Below are 23,808 nucleotides of genomic sequence, written 5' to 3' on the forward strand. Positions count from 1 at the left end.
AATATTCTTCAGTTATTCTTCTTTAGAAATGGTTTTGTCTGTAGTTTCTAAAACTTCTTGTTCTGCTTTTTCCCAAGATTTTTTTTCTCTAATTCTTTTGTAAAGTCTAATACCTAGCATTAATAAAATACCAAAAAGAACAATTCCAACAACACCCCAAATCCAATTGATAGCACTTTTTAGAGTGACTAAAAAAACAACTGCGAATAGAATAATTGTGGCAACTTCATTCCAGATTCGAAGTTGTAATGCAGAATATTTTATAATGTTATTTTGTAGTTGTTTATAAATTCTTTGACATGAATAATGATAAAAATAGAGTGCCAAAACAAAAGCTAATTTAACATGCATCCAAGGTTCTGTTAGGTAATAAGGGTTTTTGTATAACATCCAAAAAGCAAAAAAACTTGCCAAAATTGCTGATGGCCAAGTAATGATATACCACAAACGTTTACTCATCAATTTAAATTGAGTTTGTAATATTTTCTTATCTGGCTGTGGTTTTTTTTCTGCTTCTATATGATAAATAAACAAGCGAATAATATAAAACAAACCTGCAAACCAAGTGGTTACAAAAATAATGTGTAATGCTTTTACGTATAAAAAATCCATAGTTTTGTATTAAGTTTCAAAGTTGAGATTTCTCCATAAAGTCGAAATGACATTCGTCCTAAATTTTTATTTTTGCTAACTGCTAACTGCTAACTGCTAACTGCTAACTGCTAACTCCATTTTCTTTCCAATCATTAATCCAAGAAACCATTACATCTACCCAATCATCATTATCATTCATACAAGGTATGTGCTTGTAATCTGTTCCTCCAGCTTCTAAGAAATCCTCTTTTCCTTCCATGGCAATTTCCTCTAAAGTTTCTAAACAATCAGCAACAAAAGCGGGTGTAATTACTGCTAATTTCTTTTTACCTTCGGATGGAAATTTTTCTAACTCAAAATCTGTATAAGGTTTTAACCAAGGATCTTTTAATAATCTAGATTGAAAAGAATTACTATATGTACCTTCTTTTAGCTTTAGTGTTTTGGCGATTTCTTTTGTTGTTTCAAAACACTGATGTCTGTAACAAGTATAATGTGCTACTGAGTTACGTTCACAACAAGAACCATCAATTTTACAATGACTTTTTGTTGGATCTGATTTCTTAATATGACGTTCAGGAATTCCATGATAAGAAAACAATATATGGTCGTAATCAAATCCTTCTAAATGATTCGCAATATTTGCGCTCATTGCTTTGATATAATCTGGCTCGTTGTAAAAAGGAGGTAAAGTATCTAAAATTACATTTGGATAATGTTCTGCTAAAATTTCTTCGGCTTTGGTTACCACAGTTTCATAAGAAGACATTGCGTAATGAGGATATAAAGGCGCTAAAAAGATTTCTGTAACACCTTTATCAACCAAATTTTTGATTCCTTTTTCCATAGACATAGAGCCATAACGCATTGCCAATTCTACAGGGATATCAATTTTTTTAGATACTTTTTCTGCAAACCTTTCTGAAATTACAACTAAAGGAGATCCTTCATCCCACCAGATTTTTTTATAAGCTGCAGCAGATTTTTTTGGTCGAAAGTTTAAAATGATTCCTTTAATTAAAGCATAACGTTTCCAATAGGGGATATCAATGACACGTTCGTCCATTAAAAACTCGTCCAAATACGTTTTTACATCTTTAATTTCTGTAGAATCTGGTGACCCTAGGTTGTTTAATAAAATTCCTTTCATTTGTAAAGTTTCAAAGTTTCAAAGTTTCAAAGTTTTAATGTTGAAAATTTGGAACTTTATTATTTAATTATTTTTTATTATTCTGAACTTGTTTTAAAATAGTATATTTTACTAACCATTAACCATTAACTGATTCGTAACTTCATAAAGCGTTATTGCCAAACTATGTATCACATTCATTGATGAATTTCTACCATACATGGGTATTGCAATAGTTTCATCGACTAAATTAACATTTTCAATTCCATTTCTTTCACTGCCCAAAAGTAAGACGATTTTTTCATGATTTTTAAAATTAAAATCTTGAATATTGATGCTTTTATCAGTAATTTCTATGCCTATTATTGTGTTTCCTTCTTGTTTTAATTGGTTTGTTATTTCATTAAAATTACTGTAAAATTCATAATCAATTTGATTAATGGTATTTCTTGCAGTATTAATTACTTTTCTATTTTCTATAGATGGAGAATTTTTATGAAAATAAATTTTTTCAACTCCAAAGCTCTCAGAAATACGAAAACACATTCCTATATTTTCAGGGGTTCTAATGGCATCACAAACAATAGTTATAGGAAACTTTTTTTGTGAGTTTTCAATATCGTAATGTGTTAGTTGTTTCATAGTTTAACTTAAATTCCAGCAAATGGAGAAGTAGCATTCAATATATAATTAGTTATGATTATTGTAAAAATAATAATTACGATAAAAACCAGAATTGTGATTATAGATCTCCATTTTCTTTTTGACTTTAGTTTTTCTTTAAATGTGCTTAATTCTTTGTCAGAAAATTTAGGGAATTCAAGTTCTGTTTTATTCTTAATATCCTATAAATGACTTTCTATTTTTCTTCACCTTATCTCTTAAGCTTCTTTTATGAGCTTCATTGGCTTTGTTCCTTTTTTGAACTTCAGAAAAATGACCATCTAACATAATTTTATATTTATCTTCTAATTACTGCTAACTGCGACTGTAAGCTGTTTACTGATTTAGGCTCATTACATATTTCTTAGGTGTTGTACCAAACTTCTTTTTAAAAGCTGCAATAAAATGGCTAGAAGTACTATAACCTACTTGTGTACCTACTTCGTTAACATTAAATTGGTTGCTTTCCAACAATCTTCTTGCATGTTCCATTTTATAATCAAACAAAAAACTATACACAGTATCTCCGTAAATTTGCTTAAAACCTTCTTTTAATTTTTTAATGTTCAAACCAATTTCATTTGCCAATTCTTGTAAACTTGGAGGTTCTGCCATTCTATCTATAATAATTTCTTTGGCTTTTCTAATTTTTAAAACATTTTGCTCATCTACTAAAAACGGACAATATTCGCCTTCTACATTTTCGTCTTTTTGAAAATGCAAACTCAGCAACTCGTAAACCTTACCTTTTACATATAAATCTCTAATAGAACTATTTATGTTAGAGTTGATAATCTGTTGTAAAACAATAGAAACTGTGGGTTTTATTTCAGTATCATCATAATACTTTCTATTGCTGTTTTCATCACTTAAAAAAGGAATATAGCCAGACTCTTTAGAAAACAGAGAATGGAACTTTTCAATAGAAATTAATAAAGAAATTAGTGTTGTTTTTGGTTGGTTTTCTAAATGAATAGGTAATGTTCTTTGTGGATTGTACAATAAAATAGACCTTCCATCTAACACATCAAAAGAATATGTTCCGTTATTAAATAAAAACTTAGAATTACCTCTTAAACAAAAATGAATTTGAATAAAAGAGCTACTAATAGTTCTTTCAAAAACTTGTACTTCTTTGCTTTCGTTCTGAAAATGAAGTACATAAAAACCATCTTCTAATGTAATTTCTTCAAAAGTACTTTCTCCGACATTTTTAAACATTGCTTTTTAGGTATTTCAATTTGTTTTTATTTAGAATGATTCTATATAAGAATCGTTCTAAACCTTATCACTACTGCAAAAATAAGGTTTTTTATAAGTTTTTTTAAAAAAAGTATCTAAAAAACATATAACGTTATAAAAAGTACTTTAAGCGATGTTTTTTTTAAAATGAAGTTTTTACTTTTGACCTACTTTTACAATAAGATGCAAGAGGAAAAGCAAGAATACTTTTACAATATTGGGGTTAGTTACAAAAAAGCGGATGCTAACGCACGAGGAAAATTTTCTTTATCTAAAGAAAATCAGAAATCATTATTGATACTTGCCAAAGAAAAAGGTTTTCAAGGAATTTTTATTTTATCAACTTGCAACAGAACAGAAATTTCAGGTTTTGCAGAAAGACCTTGTCAACTAATCGAATTATTGTGCGAGTTTTCTGAAGGAACAATTCAAGAATTTGCTAAAATTTCATTTGTTTATAAAGATCAAGAAGCAATACAACATTTGTTTAGAATTGGTACAGGATTAGAAAGTCAGATTTTAGGCGACTACGAAATTGTGGGGCAATTAAGGCAATCTTTTAAGATGTCAAAAGCATTAAATACTACAAATGCCTATACAGAAAGGTTGGTAAATAGTGTTTTGCAAGCCAGTAAAAAGGTTAAAAACCAAACAAAACTGAGTTCTGGAACCACTTCTGTGTCTTATGCAGCTGTGCAGTATATCATCAAAAACTTACCAGATTACAATTCAAAAAACATATTAGTTTTTGGGTTGGGTAAAATGGGAAAACATACTTGCAAAAATCTTGCAGAATACACACAAAACAAAAAAGTTTGTTTGATAAATAGAACAGAAGAAAAAACAACCGAATTTGTAAAAGAACATGCGTCAATCAGAAAATCTGTGATAGAAAATTTGTCAGACGAAGTCGCAAAAGCTGATGTTTTAATTGTTTCTACTGGGTCAGACAAACCAACAATTACTAAAAAGCATATTTTAGATAATAAAGAGTTGTTAATTTTAGATTTATCAATGCCAGAAAATGTTGCAAAAGAAGTTACAGAGTATAAAGGTGTTTCTTTGGTAAATGTAGATGAATTATCAAAAATTACGCACGAAACTTTAGCAGTTCGTCAACAAGAAGTTCCTTTGGCAGAAAAAATTATAGAAACGCATAAGGTAGAATTTAACGATTGGTTAAATCATAGAAGATTTACTCCTGCAATTGCAGCATTAAAACAATCTTTAGAAAATATTAAAAATGACGAGATTAATTTCCAAAAGAAAAAAATAGCAGATTTTGATGAACATCAAGCAGAGATTTTAACAGCTCGTTTTATTCAAAAAATAACCACACAATTTGTGAAGCATCTTAAAGATGAAGATACTTCTGTTTCACAAAGCCTTCAAGTAATTAATAAGGTATTTCAATCTTAAAAAAAAGATGCAAAAAACGATTAGAATAGGAACTCGCGATAGCCAATTAGCGCTTTGGCAAGCCAATAAAGTACGCAAAGAATTAACTGAATTAGGTTATGACTCTGAGATTATTCCTATAAAATCTACTGGAGACATTGTTTTAGATAAACCTTTGTATGAAATGGGAATTACAGGCATTTTTACAAAGAATTTAGACATTGCCATGTTAAATGGTGATATTGATGTTGCTGTACATTCTTTAAAAGACGTACCAACTGTTTTACCAGAAGGAATTATTCAAGGGGCAGTTTTAAAGCGTGCAAATTATACAGATTTATTGGTATTAAAAGATACAGAAGAATTTTTTGGACAGCCAAATGGTATTGTTGCAACAGGAAGTTTACGAAGAAAAGCAATGTGGTTAAATCGTTATCCAACCCATAAAATTGAGGATTTAAGAGGAAATGTAAATACACGTTTGCAAAAATTAGCAGATAGTGAAACTTGGAATGGAGCCATTTTTGCAGCTGCAGGTTTAGAAAGATTAGGAATAAGAGATAAAGGTGCAATCCCTTTAACTTGGATGATTCCTGCTCCAGCACAAGGTGCAATTATGGTTGCCTGTTTAGAAAAAGACGATTTTGTAAAAGACGCTTGCGATCAATTAAATCATTACGAAACCAAAGTTTGTGTAGGTATAGAAAGAGAATTTTTAAACCTTTTAGAAGGTGGTTGTACAGCTCCAATAGGTGCTTTAGCTTATGTTGATGAAAAAACAGAGGAAATTAATTTTAAAGGAATTTTATTAAAAAAAGACGGTTCTAAAAAAATTACAGTAAATAAAACTGCAAAAATGGGACGTCATCGTTTTTTAGCCAAAGATTGTGCAGATTATGTTATTAATAGAGGAGGGAAAGAACTGATGTTGTCTGACATGGAAGGCGAATCTTTAATAAAACATAAAATATATTCCACTAAAAAATTATCTGAAGCCCAAAAAAAATTATTACCAAATACAATAGGTGTTCAAGACAGCGATTTTATTAAAATCAGATTTAATAGAATTCCATCAAAGGTGATAAAAAACGAGTTAGAAAACGTAATCATTACCAGTCAAAATGGAGTAGAAGCACTGTTAAATTCTTTCACAAAAGATGAAATGAATTTCAAAAATATTTTCTGTGTAGGAAGAAGAACCAAAAAGCTGATAGAAAATAAAATTGGTAAAGTTGCTCACGTTGCAAAAAATGCAAAGAAGTTATCAGAATATTTAACAAAAGAACTGGAGAATAAAGAAGTAACTTATTTCTGTAGTGATGTAAGATTAGATATTTTACCTGCTTATTTAAAAACAAACGATATAGTTGTTAACGAAGTTGAGGCTTACAAAACAATGTTAAGTCCTGATAAAATTGATGATGCTATTTCTGGTGTTTTGTTTTATAGCCCATCAGGAATTGAAAGTTATTTAGAAAAAAATAGCACAGATAAAGTTGCTTTTTGTATAGGAGAAACCACAGCAAAAGAAGCTAAAAAGCATTTTAAAAATGTGCAAGTTGCTAATTTACCAAGTGTAGATAGCGTTTTAGATTTGGTAAAATCTCATTACTCAGAATAGGTAGGAATGTCTCCTCGAGCGCAGTCGAGAGGTTTTATAAATTAGGTCTCGACTGCGCTCGACCTGACATAAGCTAAAATTTATGTTTAGAACAAGAAGATTAAGAAAGACAGAAGGAATTAGAAGATTGGTAAGAGAAACCAAAATCTCTGTAGATGATTTTATATACCCGCTTTTTATTGAAGAAGGAGAAAATATAGAAACAGAAATTGTTTCTATGCCAGGAATAAAACGTTGGTCTTTAGATACAATTTCAAAAGAATTAGATGAAGTTGTAGCGTTGAATATTCCAGCTGTTTTATTATTCGGAATTCCTTCAAACAAAGATGATGAAGGCACAGAAACTTGGAATGATAAAGGAATTATGCAACAAGCCATTCGTTTTATCAAAAAGAAGTATCCAAGTTTATATGTAATTACAGATGTTTGTTTTTGTGAATATACTTCACATGGACATTGTGGAATTATACACAATAATGATGTAGATAATGATGCAACATTAGTAAATATTGCAAAACAAGTCATCTCTCACGCAAAAGCAGGAGTAGATATGGTGGCTCCATCAGGAATGATGGATGGAACCATAGATATGATTCGTCAATCTTTAGATAATACAGGATTTTCAAACTTGCCAATTATGGCGTATTCTGTAAAATATGCATCCGCTTTTTACGGGCCTTTTAGAGATGCAGCAGATTCAGCGCCCACATTTGGAGACAGAAGAACCTATCAAATGGATCCATCAAACAGAGATGAAGGAATGCGTGAAGCCACTTTTGACGACCAAGAAGGAGCAGATATTTTAATGGTAAAACCAGCATTGTCTTATTTGGACATCATCAGAGATTTAAAAAATAATTTTGACAGGCCCATTGCTTGTTATAATGTAAGTGGAGAATATGCAATGGTAAAAGCGGCTGCAGAAAAAGGTTGGATTGATGGAGAAAGAGTGATGATGGAAAGTTTACTATCTATGAAAAGAGCAGGCGCAGATATTATTATTACCTATTTTGCTAAGGAAGCTGCAAGAATATTGAATAAATAAAAAAATGAAGCGAATAATTTTGATCTTTTTTTTTATGACTGGTTTTAATATTTTTTGTCAAAATATTGATAAGGAATTTATTACAGGTAATTGGGTTGTTGTTAAAATCGAAAAAGCTCCGAAAAATTCAGTTTTTGAAGATGTAATTGAAGGATTTAAAACATCGACTTTCGACTTTAAAAATGATGAAACCTTTAATGTTATAACTGAAAATAATTCTCATTTTTCATCTATGATGACCAGAATATTTAAAGAATCTAAATGGAAAATAGGAAAGCTAAATCAGGTTTTAATTGGAGAAAAGAGAGATAAATATTCAAAAATGTTAATTGATGTTTTAATAAAAAACGACGAAGTGTTTTTTGACATAAGTGATAAAGATAGTTTTTCATTAATTTTAAAAGTAGAAAAGATAAAAGGATAAAAGAATAAAATATGAAATTCAAAAAATCAGAAAAATTATATAAAAAAGGATTGAAAAACTTGGTTGGAGCCGTAAACTCTCCAGTAAGAGCCTTTTCTTCAGTTGGTGGAAATCCATTGTTTATTAAAAAAGCAAAAGGAACTAAAATCACAGATGTAGATGGTAATGACTATGTAGATTTAGTACTTTCTTATGGTCCTATGATATTAGGTCACAGACATAAAAAAGTAGAAAAAGCTGCCAAAAAAGCCTTAAAAAAAGGCTATTCTTTTGGGGCATCTACAGAAGCAGAAATCAATTTAGCAAAAATAGTTTGCGATGCTTTTCCAAATATGGATAAAGTTCGTTTTGTAAATTCTGGTACAGAAGCTGTTTTAAGTGGTATTCGTTTAGCAAGAGCGTATACAGGAAAAGATAAAATTATTAAGTTTTCAGGTTGTTATCATGGCCATCAAGATGCATTGTTGGTTGCTGCAGGTTCTGGTTTAGCAACTTTAAGTTTACCAGGTTCTAAAGGAGTTCCTGAAGGAGCTGTAAAAAACACTTTAATTGCAGAATACAATAATTTAGAAAGTGTAAAAAAACACTTTGAAAATGACGATAATATTGCTGCTGTAATTATAGAGCCTATTGGAGGTAATATGGGGGTTGTTATTCCGCAAAATAACTTTCTAAAAGAGCTCAAGGACTTTTTAGAAACCAAAGGAGCATTATTAATTGCAGATGAAGTAATGACAGGTTTCCGTTCTAAATTTGGAGGAGCGCAAGAATTATTAGGAGTAACTGCAGATATTACCTGTCTAGGAAAAGTAATTGGTGGTGGTTTTCCAGTAGGAGCTTATGGAGCAAGAGAAGAAATTATGCAAGAAGTTGCTCCTTTAGGAGGCATGTATCAAGCAGGAACCTTAAGTGGAAACCCTATTGCAATGGTTGGAGGAATTGCAACTTTAACAGAGTTAAAAAAGCAAAATCCTTATGAAAAATTTGAGGAAATTGGTGCTATTTTAGAGGTAATTTTATTAGAAACTGCTAAAAAATATAATGTAGATTTGGTGGTAAATAGATTTGGATCTATGTTAAATCCTTTCTTCACAAATGTAGAAGTAACTAACTTTGAACAAGCACAAACATCAGACACTCAAAAGTTTGCAGTTTTCTTTTGGGAAATGATTAAAAACGGTGTGTTTTTACCTCCAAGTCAGTTTGAAGCTTGGTTTTTATCATCGGCATTAAGTGACAAGGATATTAAAAAAATAGCAAATGCTGTTGATAAAGCGATGTATAAAGTTTCAACTATTTAAAATTATATTTTCAAATAAACCGCAAAGAAGCAAAGGTAGCTAAGAAGTAAAAATGGAATATGTAAGTTCACTTTCTGAAAATGAAATTTCTAAGATCATTGTTGACTGTGCTTATAGAGTTCATAAAACCCTTGGGCCTGGTTTATTAGAAAGTACCTATGAGACTTGTTTATTTTACGAGTTGGATGAAAGAAATTTAGTGGTTGAAAGACAAAAAGTGCTACCTATAGTATATAACAATCTAAAATTAGAAGCTGGTTATAGAATAGATTTATTGGTTGAAAACAAAGTTATAATAGAACTAAAATCTGTTAAAAAATTAGATGATGTTCATACAGCACAAATGATTACCTATTTAAGATTATCAGATTGTAAACTTGGATTATTAATAAATTTTAATGTAAGTTTAATCAAATACGGAATTAAAAGAATAGTGAATAACTTGTAAAACCTTTGCGAACCTTTGCGTCTTCGCGGTTAATAAAATATTATGATAAAAATTAACCGCAAAGACGCTAAGTTCGCAAAGAATAAAAAAACTTAGCGAACTTTTGTGTCTTCGCGGTTAATAAAATATTATGATAAAAAACGATTTATTTTTAAGAGCATTAAAAGGAGAAACTGTAGACAGGCCACCAGTTTGGATGATGCGTCAAGCAGGAAGATATTTACCAGAATTTCAAGAAATTAAAAAGAAATACGATTTCTTTACACGTTGTCAAACTCCAGAATTAGCATCAGAAATTACTGTACAACCTATCAGAAGATATGGTATGGATGCTGCCATTTTGTTTTCAGATATTTTGGTCATTCCACAAGCAATGAATATTCATGTGGAAATGAAACCTAATTTTGGGCCTTATTTACCAAACCCAATTCGTACACAAAAAGATTTAGATTCAGTAATTATTCCTGATATACAAGACACTCTAGGATACGTAATGGATGCCATAAAAGCAACCAAAGAAAAACTAAATGACGAAATTCCGTTAATAGGTTTTGCAGGTTCACCTTGGACAATTTTGTGTTATTGTGTACAAGGTCAAGGCTCTAAAAACTTTGATAAAGCCAAAGAACTGTGTTTCACAAACCCTGTAGTTGCACATTCACTTTTACAAAAAATTACAGATACAACAATTGCCTATTTAAAAGCAAAAGTAGCTGCAGGAGTAAATGCTGTTCAGGTTTTTGATTCTTGGGGAGGCATGTTGTCTCCAGTAGATTATCAAGAATTTTCTTGGCAATACATTCAACAAATTATCGATGCTTTAAAAGATGAAACACCAGTAATTGCTTTTGGTAAAGGTTGTTGGTTTGCCTTAGATAAAATGGCAAAATCAGGAGCATCTGCTTTGGGTGTAGATTGGACGTGTTCAGCAAGAAATGCACGTTATTTATCTGGTGGAAACATCACTTTACAAGGGAATTTCGACCCTACAAGATTGTTTTCTCCACCTTCAGAAATCAAGAAAATGGTTACGCAAATGATTAACGAATTTGGTAAGGATAAATACATTGTAAACTTGGGTCATGGAATTTTACCAAACATTCCTTTAGACAATGCTAAAGCTTTTATAGATGCTGTAAAAGAGTATAAGAGTCCATCTTAAGTTATAAATTTTTCCTGCAAGGTTTCTAAAACCTTGTAGGTATTTTAAAAGAATTTGGGCGTTCCTTAAAGGTCGCGCTTTCCATTATATCTTTTTGCCGAAAAAGCAAAAAGGATGCCATTTCAATCGCTAACGCAAGCCAACGTAAATGATTAAAAACATACTTTCTGGAATAAACGCTTATGTAGGTGCTTTTGGTTTAATTTCAAAACTAAAACTTTGGAAATACTTTGCAATTCCAATGGTAATTAGTGTGTTAACAGCAATAATTATTGGTTTTACAGCTTACGGGTTTTCAGACAATATTGGTGTCTTTTTAGCAAAAATTTGGATTTGGGATTGGGGTAAAGACACTGTCACAACAATCACCTCAATTATTGGTGGAATCTTTGTTTTAATAATTGGTTTAATTCTCTATAAACATATTATTTTAGCTTTATCAGCTCCATTTATGAGTCCTGTTTCAGAAAAAATAGAAGTTCATATCAATGGAAATTTAAATCATAACCACAGAAAAACATCTTTTCAAGAACAATTAATAAGAGGAATTCGAATTAATATAAGAAACTTAGGGAAAGAGTTAATAATTACCATCCCAATTTTGTTATTAAAATTTATTCCAGTTGTAAATATATTTTCTAGCATTTTATTATTTTTAGTACAAGCCTATTATGCTGGTTTTGGAAATATGGATTATACCTTAGAACGCCATTTAAATTACAAAGAAAGTATTAATTTTGTTGGGAGAAATAAAGGATATTCTATTGGAAACGGAATCGTTTTTATGTTGTGTTTGTTAATTCCAGTTTTAGGAATTATCATTGTTTTACCATTATCAGTTACAGCTGCATCAGTAAAAACAGTCGAATTACTAAATCATCAAAAAGAAATTTAATGATTGTAAATTTAGGAACATACGAATTACATTTACTTCAAGAAAAAGATTTTTGGAGAATCTGTAATTTTATGGTTGCTAACGAAGATCGATTTAAAACCTATTTTTCATCAACTTTAGCACAAAATCTAACTCCAGATTTATCTTCCAGATTTGTCAAAGAAAAGCTCAAAAAGATTCAAGAGAAAGAAGAATTTGTTTTTGTTTTAAAAAATGGTGAAGAAAGAACTATTGAAGGGATTTTTTATATCAAAGAAATCGACTGGAAAAAGCTGCAAGGAGAATTAGCTTATGCAATTGGTTATCAAATAGAAGGTAAAGGATTTACAACCAGAGTTATAAAAGAGTTAACTAAATATGCCTTTAAAACTTTAGGATTAAAAACACTTCAAATCATTACACATAAAACAAATGTGGGTAGTGTTAAAGTTGCTGAAAAATGTAATTTTAATTGGGTTAAAAGACTAAAAAAATCATTCACACCTCCAGGTTCTGAACCTTTAGATATGGAGTTGTATGAATTGAATTGTCCTGCAAAGCTTTAGAACTTCCTGCAAGGTTTTAAAAACCTTGTAGGTTTATTAAAATATAAGAATATGAAGTTAGAAATATTAGAGAAAGATAGCTATTATCATATCTATAATAAAGGTATTAATGGAGGAGTAATTTTTGAGAGTGATGAAAATATGCGTTATTTTTTAGCTTTAGTCGGAAAATACTTTTCTAAAAAAATTACAATTTTATCTTATTGTTTGTTACAAAATCATTATCATTTCTTAGTAAAAATAGATTGTGATGGAGAAAATGCAACTCAAATATTATCTAATTTATTTAATGCCTATGCCAAAGCTTTTAATAAGCAACAAAATAGAACAGGAAGTTTATTTGAAAAACACTTTAAAAGGAAGCATATCTCTTCTGATGAATATTTAATAAATACTATTTTATATATTCATAAAAACCCCGAACATCATAATTTAATTTCTGATTTTTCTCAATATAAATTTTCATCTTATAAAGATATTGTTGCAAAAAAATCGAATATAATATCGATTAATGAAGTTGTAAACTTATTTGATACTATTGAAAATTTTACTTTCTGTCATAAAAATACAGAATTTAATTTTTTTGATAAAAATAAAGATACCTACAAGGTTTTGGAAACCTTGCAGGAAAAAGTAACCTTGCAGGAAAACAAAATACCTATGAAAGATAAATTTTATAAATACATAGAAAACTTACAAAATATCATAACTTCTAAATTAGAAGAAGTAGATGGTGTTGCAAAATTTCAAGAAGACAATTGGAAAAGAAAAGAAGGTGGTGGAGGTAAAACACGAGTGATAGAAAATGGAGCTATTTTTGAAAAAGGAGGAGTCAATATTTCCAAAGTTTTTGGCGAATTACCAGAAGCGTTAAGAAAACAATTTGGTGTAAAAGAAGGTAATTTCTTTGCTTGTGGTTTGAGTTTAGTTTTACACCCAATAAATCCTTTTGTGCCAACAGTACACGCAAATTGGCGTTATTTTGAAATGTATGATGAAGATGGTAATATTGTAACCCAATGGTTTGGAGGTGGTCAAGACTTAACTCCATATTATCTGTTTGACGAAGATGCAACACATTTTCATACAGTTTGTAAAACTGCTTGTGATAAACACAATTTAGAATTTTATCCAAAATTCAAAGAAACTTGCGATAACTATTTTTGGAATGCTCATAGAAATGAAGCACGTGGAATAGGAGGTTTGTTTTTTGATTATTTGAAAGAAACAGAAAAGTATACAATAGAGGACAGATTTAATTTTGTGACGGAAATCGGAGATAGTTTTTTAAAAAGTTATATTCCAATTGTTAATAACCGTAAAAATATTCCTTTTAAAACACCTCATAAAAATTGGCAAGAAATTAGAAGAGGTAGATATGTAGAGTTTAATTTGGTACACGACAGAGGAACATTATTTGGCTTAAAAACAAATGGAAGAATAGAAAGTATTTTAATGAGTTTACCACCAACAGTGCAGTGGAAGTACAATCATTATCCAGAAAAAGATTCTGAAGAGGCAAAATTATTATACGTTTTAGCAAACCCAAAAGAGTGGGTTTAAAAAAATAGTAATTAGAAAATTATATGTTTTTTCTATTTTTAGTTATTAACAAGTTAAGTTTTGTTTTATTAACAATTTGTTAATAACTATAGTTTTTGTCTAATTTTTCATTTATAAAAAATTATAATTTAGTGTAGAATGAATTACTCATAATAAAATATGAGTGAAAAATTTAAAACTAATAAGATGAAAAATTTATTATCCCTAGTAACTATTTTTTTATGTTGTACAAGTTTTGCTCAAATTAATAAAATAGAAACCTACAAGTTTAGTCAAGATTTTGGGCAAATTATTCAAGATTTATCTGATCATTATATTTATTTAAAAGATAAAAAGACAGATTTTAATTGTGTAATGCAAAAATACTCGAAAGTTATTTCTAGAGTTAGAACAAACCAAGAAAAAGTACTTTTCTTTGAATACTTACTTAATGAGTTTTATGATAATCAACTCATATTAAATACTACAACAAAATCTTCTTTTAGATTGTACTCTCCTATATACGTAGCATTAAAAGACGGTAAATTTTATATTAAAAATGTTTGGTCTTCACAAATAAAAAAACTTGATAAAAATATTGTTGGAGCAGAAGTTGTAAGTTTTAATAGTAAAAACTTTGATAATGTTATCGATAATTTTCCTACTCAATGCTCTAATAAAAGTATATCTAAAGTTAGAGAGTGGATTGCTAACAAAGTTATAGCAGGCAGATATAATGAGTCTAGAATTTTAACACTAAAACTTGTAGATGGTAAGAAAATAAGTTTAAATATCGATAAAATTAAAATAAAAAAAGATAAAAAACTATTATCTGTTTCTATAAAAAATGGAATTGCAATTATAAAAATTAACAATTCTCTTGACAATAATAACTTGGTTAGACATTTTGATAATCAGTTAAATTCACTTTTAGATACCAAAGGTTTAATTTTAGATTTAAGAAATACTGTTAGTATTGGTAATTCTTACACTGCAAGAGCTATAATGAGTAGATTTATAAGTAGAGAACAATCTTACCAAAAACATGTAACTAAAGAAAAATATGGCAGTAGCCCAGAAGTTTCTAAAAGTTGGTTAGCACATGTAAGTCCAAGAGGCGTCCAATACAACAAACCATTGGTTGTTTTAGTAGGAAGATGGACAGGTAGCGCAGGCGAAACTATTGCAATAGGTTTAGATGGTATGAATAGAGCTAAAATAGTAGGAACAGAAATGAAGAAGTTAACAGGAACTACATCAGATTTTTCTTTTATAAATCGCAACTATACTTACAAATTATCTAAAGATAAATTGTATCATATTAATGGTGTGCCAAGAGAAGATTTTGTGCCAGAGTTTTATGTAAATCAAATAAATTCATTGAATGACAATGTCTTAGAAAAAGCCTATAGTTTGTTTGAGGTTAAAACCAATAGTAATTTTGTTGTAGAATCAGAAACGACTAATACTATTGTTTCTAAGATTGATAAATAATTAATTTTTTCAATTACCTAAAAATAAAATTCATTTATTCATGTAATTTTGGATTTAAAAAGTAAGTTAATTCAAGGTTAACAAAAGGTGTTTTTAAGTCATTAAAAAAACATTTTCTTACTTTTGAGAATGCATAAAAAAATTAGACTTCTAATTATTATATCAATATTAGGTTTACTCTCTTTGTCCTTAATCCAGGGTTATTTAATTAATAATACTTACAAATTAAAAAAATCTGTTTTTATTTCTGATACTAGAAAATCTATTTCTAGGTTAGATGATTTATCTCCAAGATTAGACAAGCTTAATGATAGTTGGCAAGATAATTTTCTAAACCTTTTGGCAGATTATTATGTAAAAAGTATAACTAAAAAAGATGTTTTAGAAAACCTAAAATCCTATACAGACTCTATAAATAGCAACTATATTGCATCTTATGAAAAAGAATTAAAAGAAAAAGAAATTGGATACGATTTAAAATTTCAAAAAATTGTAAAAAATATTATTGTCTTAGATAGTGCTGGTGTAAAAAATGATACCGTTTTTTCTTCAGCAAAAACACCTTCTTTTCATTTATTAGGGCAAAAATTTAGCATAGAAGATGGTCATAAAGTAAGCAATTCTATGTGGATGACAGAACATACTTTTGATAGAAAAGTAGATGGAAAAATGAAATCAATTACATATAATCTTCAGTTTGAAACAGAAGATAGAATGAATATTGATGGTTGGGAAAGAATTGTTTTTGGAAGAATGGCAAGCTTACTTATCATTTCAATATTTATCTTTTTATTAGTTTTTGGTTTACTTTATTACTCTATTAAAAGTTTTATAACTCAAAAAAAAATAGCAGATATAAAAACAGACTTTGTAAACAATATTACACACGAACTAAAAACACCACTTTCTACATTAACATTAGCAACAAAAATGTTGCAAAATGATCAAAAAGTTTTAGTTTCAAAAACCTCTAAGAATATTATCAATACAATAGAAAGACAAAATATAAGATTGCAAAAATTAATAGACCAAGTTTTAAATAACTCTTTAGGTTACCAAGAAATTAAATTGAATAAAGAAGTAGTAAATGCAACTGATTATTTAAACATGACTATTGATGATTTTGAACTTTCTTTAGATTCAAAAACTATACAAATCAATAAAAACATCAATACAAATACCAATATTTTTATTGATAAATTTTATTTTGCAACAGCAATTCTTAATATTTTAGAGAACGCTGTAAAGTATGGAAAAGAAGATTTAAAAATTAATATTTTAGCAAATATTAAAGATGATTTTCAAGTTTCGATTTCCGATAATGGAATAGGAATTCCTAAGAAAGAAATTCCATTTTTATTCGATAAATTTTACAGAGTTGGTAATAAAGAAATTCACAACGTAAAAGGTTTAGGCTTGGGGCTATATTACACAAATCAAATTATAAAAGCACATCATGGTAAAATTTTAGTTGAAAGTGAACAAGAAAAAGGAACAACTTTTACAATTATAATTCCATTAAAAAATGATTGAAAACAAACATATTTTATTAGCAGAAGATGATGCTGATTTTGGAAGTATTTTAAAACAATATTTAGAAATGTCTGGGTTTTCTATTGAGTGGGCAAAAGATGGAGAAGAGGCTTTAGAATTGTTTAGAAAAGGGAGTTTTAATATTTGTGTTTTAGATGTAATGATGCCAAAATTAGATGGTTTCTCTACAGCAGAAAAAATCATAGAAATCAATCCAGAAGTTCCTTTTATTTTTTTAACAGCTAGAAAAATGAAAGAAGATAAGCTAAAAGGTTTAAGATTAGGTGCAGATGATTATATTGTAAAACCTTTTGAGGCAGATGAATTGGTTTTAAGACTCAATAATATTTTAAAAAGAAGTCAAAAAGGTATAAAATCTACTATTTCTGCTGAAGAAATTATTACAATTGGAAACTATAAATTCAATACAAAAAGATTAGAGCTTCAAATAAATAACAATTTACAAAGGGTTACAGAAAAAGAGGGAGAATTAATAAAATTTTTATATCAGCATAAAAATCAACTGCTAAAAAGAGAAGAAATTTTAAATGCTGTTTGGAAAAATGACGATTTTTTTTCTGGAAGAAGTATGGATGTTTTTATTAGTAGATTAAGAAAGTATTTTAAAGAAGATACTTCCATTTCTATAGAAAGTATTCGTGGAATTGGGCTGGAATTTAAAATATGTTAACAACCAGTTTAGTTAACGTTAATGCTGGGTTAATGAGTTGTAAATCTTCGTTTTAAGAAATTAATCATTTTACATTTGTATCATAATTAATCTAAAAAACACACATTATGAGAACAGTATTTTTAACAGCAGTATTTGCACTATTTTTAGGAAACAGTTTTTACGCACAAAAAACACCTACACCTCCAAAAACAACAACCACATCATCATCAAAAACTACTTCTTATTCAATTACTTTTGATACTGATGATTCAGAAGATAACTCATCAGTATCTATTAAAAGAAATGATGATATTTATAAGTTTAATGCTAAATTTCACGAAAGTAAAACAGGTAGCATTAAAAAACTTTTATTAGACAAATTAGGAAAATCGAATTTAAAAATTGATGGTGATACATATAGATGGACAAAAACTGAAAGAGGAGAGAAGTTATACGATTGCAAATTAACAGATAACTCTTTAAAAATTTATGTTGATAAAGAATACGCAAATTCTAAAATTGTAGATATGATGGATGAATTTGGAACTATCTTAAAAGATGCAATTTCTGGAACAGATTCAAAGAAAGAAGCCAAACAAAATGCAGAAAGAGAGCTAAAAAGAGCAGAAAGAGAATTAGCAAGAGCCAAAAGAGAATTGGAAAGAGCCAAAAGAAAAATGAAGAATTCTAACTAATCAAATATTGAATTATATTTATTTTATAAGCTAAAAATAGAGTTTTTAATCACAAAAATTCATTTTTAGCTTTTATTTTTAAGAATAATTTAAAAATGTTATTTTTTTTCAATGATTTTTCAAGATAAAAATTGATGAAAAATCAACCAATTTTAGTATTTTTGCAATCTGAAAAATCAGATAAAAATGGCAAGATTTGAATTAAAGTTACCAAAAATGGGAGAAAGTGTTGCAGAAGCAACAATAACTTCTTGGTTAAAAGAAGTTGGTGATACCATTGAATTAGATGAAGCTGTTGTAGAAATTGCTACAGATAAAGTAGATTCTGAAGTACCTTCTGAAGTAGAAGGCACTCTAGTAGAGGTTTTATTTGAAAAGGATGATGTAGTTGCTGTTGGAGAAACCATAGCTGTTATAGAAACTGAAGGAGAGGAAACAAATTCTAACAATAATAAAGAAGTCATTTCTAAAAACAATGTCATTGCTAGTGAAGTAGAAAAATCTTTAGAAAATCAGGTTGAAAAAGCTGCAGAAATTGTAGCTACTCCTATTGCTAAGACATCAGAATCTGGCAAATTTTATTCCCCTTTGGTAAGAAATATTGCGCAAACAGAAGGTGTTTCTATGCAAGAATTAGAGAGTATTGCTGGTTCTGGTAAAGACAACAGAGTAACCAAAGAAGATATTCTTTCTTATATTGAAAACAGGGGCAATTCTACTGTTAGTCCTAGCGAAGTTCAAAAATCTGAACCTGTAGAGAAAACACATACTAAAAAAACAGAAAAACCAGTTGCAAAAGCAGCACCAGTATCTGTTAATGGTGGTGACGAAATTGTAGAAATGAGCAGAATGGGTAAATTAATTGCCAAGCACATGGTAGATTCTGTCCAGACTTCTGCACACGTACAATCTTTTATAGAAATAGATGTTACCAATATTGTAAAATGGAGAAATAAAGTAAAAGATGCTTTCTTAAAAAGAGAAGGAGAGAAGTTGACTTTTACGCCAATTTTAATGCAAGCCATTGCAACAACAATAAAAAAATATCCTTTAATCAATATTGCTGTTGATGGAGATTCTATTATTAAAAAGAAAAATATTAATTTAGGAATGGCAGCTGCTTTACCAGATGGAAATTTAATTGTACCTGTAATTAAAAATGCAGATCAATTAAATTTAGTGGGTATGACAACTGCTGTAAATGATTTGGCAAACAGAGCAAGAAACAATGCTCTAAAACCAGATGAAATACAAGGAGGAACCTATACTGTGACTAATGTTGGTAGTTTTGGTTCTGTTATGGGAACTCCAATTATAAACCAACCACAAGTAGCAATTTTAGCATTAGGAGCTATTAGAAAAGTTCCTGCAGTAATTGAAACTCCAGAAGGAGATTTTATAGGAATTAGACAAAAAATGTTTGTTTCTCATTCTTACGATCATAGAGTAGTAAATGGTGCTTTAGGTGGTATGTTTATTAAAACCTTAAAAGAAATTTTAGAATCTTGGGATGTAAATCAAGATTTTTAATTGTAATTAGCTAATAAATAGATTAAAAAGAGGCTGTCTTAAAAGTATTAAAATTGTCATTTCGACTGTAATGGAGAAATCTTATTTGTTAAAAATCAATTATATAGATTTTTCGACAAAGCCTGTCTTGAGCGAAGACGAAAGGCTCAAAATGACAGCTAAATTAACTTTTTAGACAGCCTCTTTTTTTTATGGATAAAGTAATGTTTTTATAAAAAGTAAGCGCCGTTTTTTACAAAACGACGACTTACCAAGTAAACTAATAAAACCAAGTATTAGTATCTATATCAGAAGTTAGCTTTCTGATAACTTTTTATTCTGAATAGGGTTTATGATTAAAACTCAATACCCTTTTTAGTTTCCATTTGTTATTTTCTAAAATCCAAAGATGTGTAAAATCTGCAATTCCTTGAGTTTTAAAAACCCCATTTATTTTTTGTTGAAACGTGTGTTTTCCTTTTTGAATAGCACCATAAAGTTGTCCATTATTTTTTAAAGGAAAAACTTCTAAAGAATTATTAACTAAGTTTCTTTTGTTGTAGCCAGGCTTAGAGCAAACATTGTTTTTAACAGCTTTTAAAAAACCTTCTCTATTTTGTATCCCAGCAATATCATGATAAAATTCAAAATCTTTTGCTATTATAGGCTCTAATTTTTCAACTTCACATAAGTTAAAAGTTCTTTCAAAAATAACACTGTCTTTTGCTTTTAAGGTTTTAAACAAATCTGAATTTTTACTTACTTGCGCATTTGTGAATAAGGTAAACAAAAGCATTGCAATAAAAAGTAGCACTTTAAATAGAAAAGACTGTTTTACAGGTTCTAAAAATGAATTCATAGTAATTAGGTTGGTTGTTTTTAGAAATCTTGAGGCTGTTACCAACCTCAAGAATTCAGGTTTTGGTTGATTGATGTAGTGTTTATTTTTTAGAGACATCTCCTCCAGAAGAAGATTTTTTATTCACTTTTGTTGGGTTTCCTTTAAAGTCGATATCTCCACCACTTGTTGCTTTTGCATCTAACTTTTCTGATGCATAAATATTAATATCTGCACCACTTGTTGCTTTTGCAATTACGTTTTGGCTTTTTAAATTATAAGCCTCTATAGAAGCACCACTTGTAGCACTAGAAGCATGATTGGTGGTTGTACCAGATATTTTAATATCAGACCCACTAGTAGAACTTGTTTCTACACTTGTTGCATTTACAGAAATCCTAATATCTGCACCACTTGTTGCAGAAATCGAGATTTCGTCTGTTTTTATGGTATCTTCTCCGTAAACGTCACTTCCACTTGTGGCTTTTAAAGAGTTTAGTTGTGTTACAGTAACATAAACTTTTCTAGCTTTTGCTCTCCATATATTTTTTTCTGAATATACTTTTAAAATTCCATCTTCTACTTCTGTGATAATAATATCATGTAGATTTTCGTCTGCTTCTACAGTAATTTCAGGGCTGTTACCTTGGCTTATATAAAGGTCTATTCCAGTACTTACTTTTATGCCAGTAAAATCTTCATTCGCTTTTCTTTGTTTGGTAATAACGTTTCTATCTCCATTTATTCTATTAAACATATCTACTCCACAAGAAGTAAAAAGGGTTGTAATAAATAAGATTGCAATTGTTTTTGTGACTAAATTTTTCATGAGTTTTTGGTTGTTTTTAGATTGTAAATGTCTCTTAATAGACGCTTAAAATCAAAGTTAGGTTACTCAATTGTTGATTTTTATAACTAAATTGTATTAAATTGCTTCTTCTTTGAGAATTTCGTCTTCTTCTTCTTCAATACAATCTGTACATTTTAAAACATCTTCTGTCATTATAAAATAATGGTTTGCCATATCTTTATCATATATATCGCTTTCATTATCAACTCTATATAAGAAGTTCTTTGTAGAGTTGTCAAAATAAACAGCTGTGTTTTCTGGTAAGTAAAATGTTATTTGTATTTCTTCATCTTTCCAAATATTTTTAAATTGAGACAAGAAGAAAGCATCAACAGTTATTGTTTTTCCATCAACGTTAATATTGTGTTTTATTTTCTCAGCATTTTTTTCTGCATTAAACCTACTTTTTCCACGAGATTCTTTCTGAACTACATAGTAAGCATCTTCAGAATTACTCTTTTTAACATCTACTTTAATGTTATTGGTGTATATCATTTTCTCGTCATTCACTTCAACTTCATACTTACGAGAAGTTCTTCTTAAATTAGGTTGATAGTGAATATCATCATCATTGTACATTTTTAAAATCAAAGTATCGTTAGCAACTATATTTAAAGGTTTTTTCTTAGTACTTTCTCCATAATTTGCATGAGAAGTACCAAACTCTAAACCAGTAAAAATGATGGCTAATAAAGCTACAATCCATATACCTAATAAGGTTAAAGAAGTAGGTTTACTTATTTGTTTTACGCTACTAGATAATATTCTTAAACCTAGTACAAATAAAACTACAAAAGGGATGCCTACTAATAAAAATGCAGCCAATGTTAATAACCAACTTGGTAATGTTGCATCATAGAAAAATGGTGGATATTGTAAAATTTCTCCATCAAAATCTAAGAATTCTAAACTTCCTACAGAAAACCCTCCAATAATTAGAGATAAAATAACAGCAGCAGCTACAAAAACTAAAATTGCGCCAATAAACTTTCCAATTACTTTAAAAAATACTAAAATAATTTTACCTAAAGTGTTTAAAAAATCTTGTAGTCCGTTATTTTTTTTTGTCTTTCCCGAAAAAGTTTTACTCATTTTTTCTGAAAACTCATTAGCACCATCTTTTAACTTTTCTGATGCTTGGTTTGCCACATTTCTAACATTTTCAGAAACATTGTTAAACTCGTTTCTAATTTTTCTTTCAATATTATCTATGTTTACAGGTTCTCCCTCCATTTGCAACTTCTCTGCAGTAGTTTTAGCTTCTGGTAGTAAAATCCAAAGAATGATATACAAAAGAATTCCAAAACCTGCACCAAAGAATAATGCTAATAATCCTAGACGAATCCAGATTGGATCTACATCAAAATAATGTGCAATTCCAGAGGCAACACCACCTACAAATTTATCATCTGGGTCTCTAAATAGTTTTTTTCCAGAAGCGCTGTTTCTTTTATAAGAGTAGCTAGAGTCGTTGTAAGATTCTTCTGCTTCTGCATAATCTTCTGGTTGTCCCATTATTACAATAATATCATCTATATCACCTTCATTTACAACTTGTCTTGCATCTGTTATTTTTTCTGATAAAAGCTCACTAATTCTGGCTTCTATATCTGCAATAATTTCGTTTTTTCCTTGGGGATCATCACTTAAAGACCTAGAAATGGACTCTAAGTATCGTTTTAATTTTTGATAGGCAACCTCATCTATATGGAAGAAAAATCCGCCTAAATTTATATTTATTGTCTTATTCATTTGTAGTTGATTTTTTACTAGTTACTTGGTTTACTGCTTTTACTAAATTACTCCATGTTTTGTCTAATTCTTTCAAAAACATGCCTCCGTTTTCGGTTAAAACGTAATATTTTCTTGGTGGTCCAGAAGTAGATTCTTCCCATCTGTAGGTTAATAATCCTGCATTTTTAAGGCGGGTTAATAACGGATATATGGTGCCTTCTACCACAATCATTTCTGCACTTTTTAAAGTTAAAAGAATTTCAGAAGTATATGCATCTCCTTTTTTTAAAATAGATAATATGCAATATTCTAAAACACCTTTTCGCATTTGTGCTTTTGTGTTTTCTATCTTCATTTATTGTGTTTTATAATTCGACCTAATCTTCTTATTACAAGGATAGAAAAGGTTTTAATTGTGTTGTTTTTAATTTTTTGTTTTCAATGTATATGTATTTTTTACGGTGTTTTGAATA

23 protein-coding genes are annotated in these 23,808 nt (G+C 29.2%); 15 read left to right on the plus strand and 8 right to left on the minus strand.

From position 1 onward, the window contains the following. Window positions 1-12: 12 nt before the first annotated feature. The 4 genes from ACY2RW_RS05180 to ACY2RW_RS05195 all read right to left on the minus strand — a co-directional run bounded on the left by ACY2RW_RS05180 (window position 13) and on the right by ACY2RW_RS05195 (window position 3,607). Window positions 13-612 carry a CopD family protein gene (locus ACY2RW_RS05180; RefSeq protein WP_490121638.1) on the minus strand — a complete coding sequence of 200 codons (600 nt, stop codon included), beginning with the start codon at window positions 610-612 and terminating at the stop codon, window positions 13-15. 103 nt (window positions 613-715) lie between these two features. Further along, complete coding sequence (gene hemH / locus ACY2RW_RS05185) at window positions 716-1,744, minus strand: ferrochelatase (protein WP_490121639.1); 1,029 nt, start codon at window positions 1,742-1,744, stop codon at window positions 716-718. A gap of 111 nt (window positions 1,745-1,855) precedes the next feature. Next, entirely contained in the window at window positions 1,856-2,365 is a 510-nt protein-coding gene (locus ACY2RW_RS05190; protein ID WP_490121640.1) for a TrmH family RNA methyltransferase, read from the minus strand. Window positions 2,366-2,722: 357 nt separating this feature from the next. Beyond that, on the minus strand, window positions 2,723-3,607 hold the full coding sequence (locus ACY2RW_RS05195; protein ID WP_490121641.1) for a helix-turn-helix transcriptional regulator: 885 nt from the start codon (window positions 3,605-3,607) through the stop codon (window positions 2,723-2,725). Between the two features lie 204 nt (window positions 3,608-3,811). Here ACY2RW_RS05195 and hemA point away from each other — a divergent pair, with 204 nt between their 5' ends. The 15 genes from hemA to ACY2RW_RS05270 all read left to right on the plus strand — a co-directional run bounded on the left by hemA (window position 3,812) and on the right by ACY2RW_RS05270 (window position 19,934). After that, the gene (gene hemA / locus ACY2RW_RS05200) at window positions 3,812-5,047 is read left to right on the plus strand and encodes a glutamyl-tRNA reductase (protein WP_490121642.1); all 1,236 of its coding nucleotides are present in this window, start codon (window positions 3,812-3,814) and stop codon (window positions 5,045-5,047) included. A 7-nt stretch (window positions 5,048-5,054) separates the two neighbouring features. After that, window positions 5,055-6,647: a hydroxymethylbilane synthase gene (gene hemC, locus ACY2RW_RS05205; protein WP_490121643.1), complete on the plus strand. Its 1,593-nt coding sequence runs from the start codon at window positions 5,055-5,057 to the stop codon at window positions 6,645-6,647. Window positions 6,648-6,729: 82 nt separating this feature from the next. Continuing rightward, the gene (hemB, locus tag ACY2RW_RS05210) at window positions 6,730-7,692 is read left to right on the plus strand and encodes a porphobilinogen synthase (protein WP_490121644.1); all 963 of its coding nucleotides are present in this window, start codon (window positions 6,730-6,732) and stop codon (window positions 7,690-7,692) included. Between the two features lie 34 nt (window positions 7,693-7,726). Next, window positions 7,727-8,116 carry a hypothetical protein gene (locus ACY2RW_RS05215; protein WP_490121645.1) on the plus strand — a complete coding sequence of 130 codons (390 nt, stop codon included), beginning with the start codon at window positions 7,727-7,729 and terminating at the stop codon, window positions 8,114-8,116. An 11-nt stretch (window positions 8,117-8,127) separates the two neighbouring features. Further along, on the plus strand, window positions 8,128-9,417 hold the full coding sequence (gene hemL / locus ACY2RW_RS05220) for a glutamate-1-semialdehyde 2,1-aminomutase (protein ID WP_490121646.1): 1,290 nt from the start codon (window positions 8,128-8,130) through the stop codon (window positions 9,415-9,417). Window positions 9,418-9,469: 52 nt separating this feature from the next. Beyond that, the gene (locus ACY2RW_RS05225) at window positions 9,470-9,865 is read left to right on the plus strand and encodes a GxxExxY protein (RefSeq protein ID WP_490121647.1); all 396 of its coding nucleotides are present in this window, start codon (window positions 9,470-9,472) and stop codon (window positions 9,863-9,865) included. A gap of 130 nt (window positions 9,866-9,995) precedes the next feature. Continuing rightward, window positions 9,996-11,027, plus strand: coding sequence for a uroporphyrinogen decarboxylase (gene hemE, locus ACY2RW_RS05230; protein WP_490121648.1), 1,032 nt, complete (start codon window positions 9,996-9,998; stop codon window positions 11,025-11,027). A 148-nt stretch (window positions 11,028-11,175) separates the two neighbouring features. After that, window positions 11,176-11,922 carry an EI24 domain-containing protein gene (locus tag ACY2RW_RS05235; RefSeq protein ID WP_490121649.1) on the plus strand — a complete coding sequence of 249 codons (747 nt, stop codon included), beginning with the start codon at window positions 11,176-11,178 and terminating at the stop codon, window positions 11,920-11,922. Further along, the gene (locus tag ACY2RW_RS05240) at window positions 11,922-12,467 is read left to right on the plus strand and encodes a GNAT family N-acetyltransferase (RefSeq protein ID WP_490121650.1); all 546 of its coding nucleotides are present in this window, start codon (window positions 11,922-11,924) and stop codon (window positions 12,465-12,467) included. Before ACY2RW_RS05235 ends, ACY2RW_RS05240 begins: the two co-directional genes overlap by 1 nt. Before the next feature lie 660 nt (window positions 12,468-13,127). Beyond that, window positions 13,128-14,030: an oxygen-dependent coproporphyrinogen oxidase gene (hemF, locus tag ACY2RW_RS05245; protein ID WP_490121727.1), complete on the plus strand. Its 903-nt coding sequence runs from the start codon at window positions 13,128-13,130 to the stop codon at window positions 14,028-14,030. A gap of 186 nt (window positions 14,031-14,216) precedes the next feature. After that, the gene (locus tag ACY2RW_RS05250) at window positions 14,217-15,503 is read left to right on the plus strand and encodes a S41 family peptidase (RefSeq protein WP_490121651.1); all 1,287 of its coding nucleotides are present in this window, start codon (window positions 14,217-14,219) and stop codon (window positions 15,501-15,503) included. A gap of 129 nt (window positions 15,504-15,632) precedes the next feature. Next, window positions 15,633-17,036, plus strand: coding sequence for a sensor histidine kinase (locus ACY2RW_RS05255; RefSeq protein WP_490121652.1), 1,404 nt, complete (start codon window positions 15,633-15,635; stop codon window positions 17,034-17,036). Continuing rightward, window positions 17,029-17,727: a response regulator transcription factor gene (locus ACY2RW_RS05260; protein WP_490121653.1), complete on the plus strand. Its 699-nt coding sequence runs from the start codon at window positions 17,029-17,031 to the stop codon at window positions 17,725-17,727. Before ACY2RW_RS05255 ends, ACY2RW_RS05260 begins: the two co-directional genes overlap by 8 nt. 107 nt (window positions 17,728-17,834) lie before the next feature. After that, window positions 17,835-18,404 (plus strand): hypothetical protein, encoded by a 570-nt coding sequence (locus ACY2RW_RS05265; protein WP_490121654.1) that lies wholly within the window; start codon window positions 17,835-17,837, stop codon window positions 18,402-18,404. Between the two features lie 186 nt (window positions 18,405-18,590). Beyond that, entirely contained in the window at window positions 18,591-19,934 is a 1,344-nt protein-coding gene (locus tag ACY2RW_RS05270) for a dihydrolipoamide acetyltransferase family protein (RefSeq protein ID WP_490121655.1), read from the plus strand. Window positions 19,935-20,247: 313 nt separating this feature from the next. On the opposite strand, the gene ACY2RW_RS05275 is transcribed toward ACY2RW_RS05270, so the two are convergent. From ACY2RW_RS05275 to ACY2RW_RS05290, 4 genes are all read right to left on the minus strand, one after another. Continuing rightward, on the minus strand, window positions 20,248-20,772 hold the full coding sequence (locus ACY2RW_RS05275; RefSeq protein ID WP_490121656.1) for a nuclear transport factor 2 family protein: 525 nt from the start codon (window positions 20,770-20,772) through the stop codon (window positions 20,248-20,250). 82 nt (window positions 20,773-20,854) lie between these two features. Continuing rightward, entirely contained in the window at window positions 20,855-21,580 is a 726-nt protein-coding gene (locus tag ACY2RW_RS05280) for a head GIN domain-containing protein (RefSeq protein ID WP_490121657.1), read from the minus strand. A gap of 96 nt (window positions 21,581-21,676) precedes the next feature. Next, the gene (locus ACY2RW_RS05285; protein ID WP_490121658.1) at window positions 21,677-23,353 is read right to left on the minus strand and encodes a PspC domain-containing protein; all 1,677 of its coding nucleotides are present in this window, start codon (window positions 23,351-23,353) and stop codon (window positions 21,677-21,679) included. Beyond that, a complete protein-coding gene (locus ACY2RW_RS05290; protein ID WP_490121659.1) occupies window positions 23,346-23,690 on the minus strand; it encodes a PadR family transcriptional regulator in 345 nt (114 codons plus the stop codon). Before ACY2RW_RS05290 ends, ACY2RW_RS05285 begins: the two co-directional genes overlap by 8 nt. Between the last annotated feature and the right edge of the window lie 118 nt (window positions 23,691-23,808).

The sequence above is a fragment of the Polaribacter sp. 2305UL8-11 genome (assembly GCF_058147165.1).

Excerpts from the sequence above, each read along its gene's own strand:
- hemL (WP_490121646.1), top strand. The coding sequence starts at position 8,128 with ATGAAATTCAAAAAATCAGAAAAATTATATAAAAAAGGATTGAAAAAC.
- ACY2RW_RS05290 (WP_490121659.1), bottom strand. The coding sequence starts at position 23,690 with ATGAAGATAGAAAACACAAAAGCACAAATGCGAAAAGGTGTTTTAGAA.
- ACY2RW_RS05270 (WP_490121655.1), top strand. The coding sequence starts at position 18,591 with ATGGCAAGATTTGAATTAAAGTTACCAAAAATGGGAGAAAGTGTTGCA.
- ACY2RW_RS05225 (WP_490121647.1), top strand. The coding sequence starts at position 9,470 with ATGGAATATGTAAGTTCACTTTCTGAAAATGAAATTTCTAAGATCATT.
- ACY2RW_RS05285 (WP_490121658.1), bottom strand. The coding sequence starts at position 23,353 with ATGAATAAGACAATAAATATAAATTTAGGCGGATTTTTCTTCCATATA.
- hemB (WP_490121644.1), top strand. The coding sequence starts at position 6,730 with ATGTTTAGAACAAGAAGATTAAGAAAGACAGAAGGAATTAGAAGATTG.
- hemH (WP_490121639.1), bottom strand. The coding sequence starts at position 1,744 with ATGAAAGGAATTTTATTAAACAACCTAGGGTCACCAGATTCTACAGAA.
- ACY2RW_RS05235 (WP_490121649.1), top strand. The coding sequence starts at position 11,176 with ATGATTAAAAACATACTTTCTGGAATAAACGCTTATGTAGGTGCTTTT.
- ACY2RW_RS05250 (WP_490121651.1), top strand. The coding sequence starts at position 14,217 with ATGAAAAATTTATTATCCCTAGTAACTATTTTTTTATGTTGTACAAGT.
- ACY2RW_RS05280 (WP_490121657.1), bottom strand. The coding sequence starts at position 21,580 with ATGAAAAATTTAGTCACAAAAACAATTGCAATCTTATTTATTACAACC.
- ACY2RW_RS05215 (WP_490121645.1), top strand. The coding sequence starts at position 7,727 with ATGACTGGTTTTAATATTTTTTGTCAAAATATTGATAAGGAATTTATT.
- hemC (WP_490121643.1), top strand. The coding sequence starts at position 5,055 with ATGCAAAAAACGATTAGAATAGGAACTCGCGATAGCCAATTAGCGCTT.
- ACY2RW_RS05180 (WP_490121638.1), bottom strand. The coding sequence starts at position 612 with ATGGATTTTTTATACGTAAAAGCATTACACATTATTTTTGTAACCACT.
- hemF (WP_490121727.1), top strand. The coding sequence starts at position 13,128 with ATGAAAGATAAATTTTATAAATACATAGAAAACTTACAAAATATCATA.
- ACY2RW_RS05265 (WP_490121654.1), top strand. The coding sequence starts at position 17,835 with ATGAGAACAGTATTTTTAACAGCAGTATTTGCACTATTTTTAGGAAAC.
- ACY2RW_RS05255 (WP_490121652.1), top strand. The coding sequence starts at position 15,633 with ATGCATAAAAAAATTAGACTTCTAATTATTATATCAATATTAGGTTTA.
- hemA (WP_490121642.1), top strand. The coding sequence starts at position 3,812 with ATGCAAGAGGAAAAGCAAGAATACTTTTACAATATTGGGGTTAGTTAC.
- ACY2RW_RS05190 (WP_490121640.1), bottom strand. The coding sequence starts at position 2,365 with ATGAAACAACTAACACATTACGATATTGAAAACTCACAAAAAAAGTTT.
- hemE (WP_490121648.1), top strand. The coding sequence starts at position 9,996 with ATGATAAAAAACGATTTATTTTTAAGAGCATTAAAAGGAGAAACTGTA.
- ACY2RW_RS05240 (WP_490121650.1), top strand. The coding sequence starts at position 11,922 with ATGATTGTAAATTTAGGAACATACGAATTACATTTACTTCAAGAAAAA.
- ACY2RW_RS05260 (WP_490121653.1), top strand. The coding sequence starts at position 17,029 with ATGATTGAAAACAAACATATTTTATTAGCAGAAGATGATGCTGATTTT.
- ACY2RW_RS05275 (WP_490121656.1), bottom strand. The coding sequence starts at position 20,772 with ATGAATTCATTTTTAGAACCTGTAAAACAGTCTTTTCTATTTAAAGTG.
- ACY2RW_RS05195 (WP_490121641.1), bottom strand. The coding sequence starts at position 3,607 with ATGTTTAAAAATGTCGGAGAAAGTACTTTTGAAGAAATTACATTAGAA.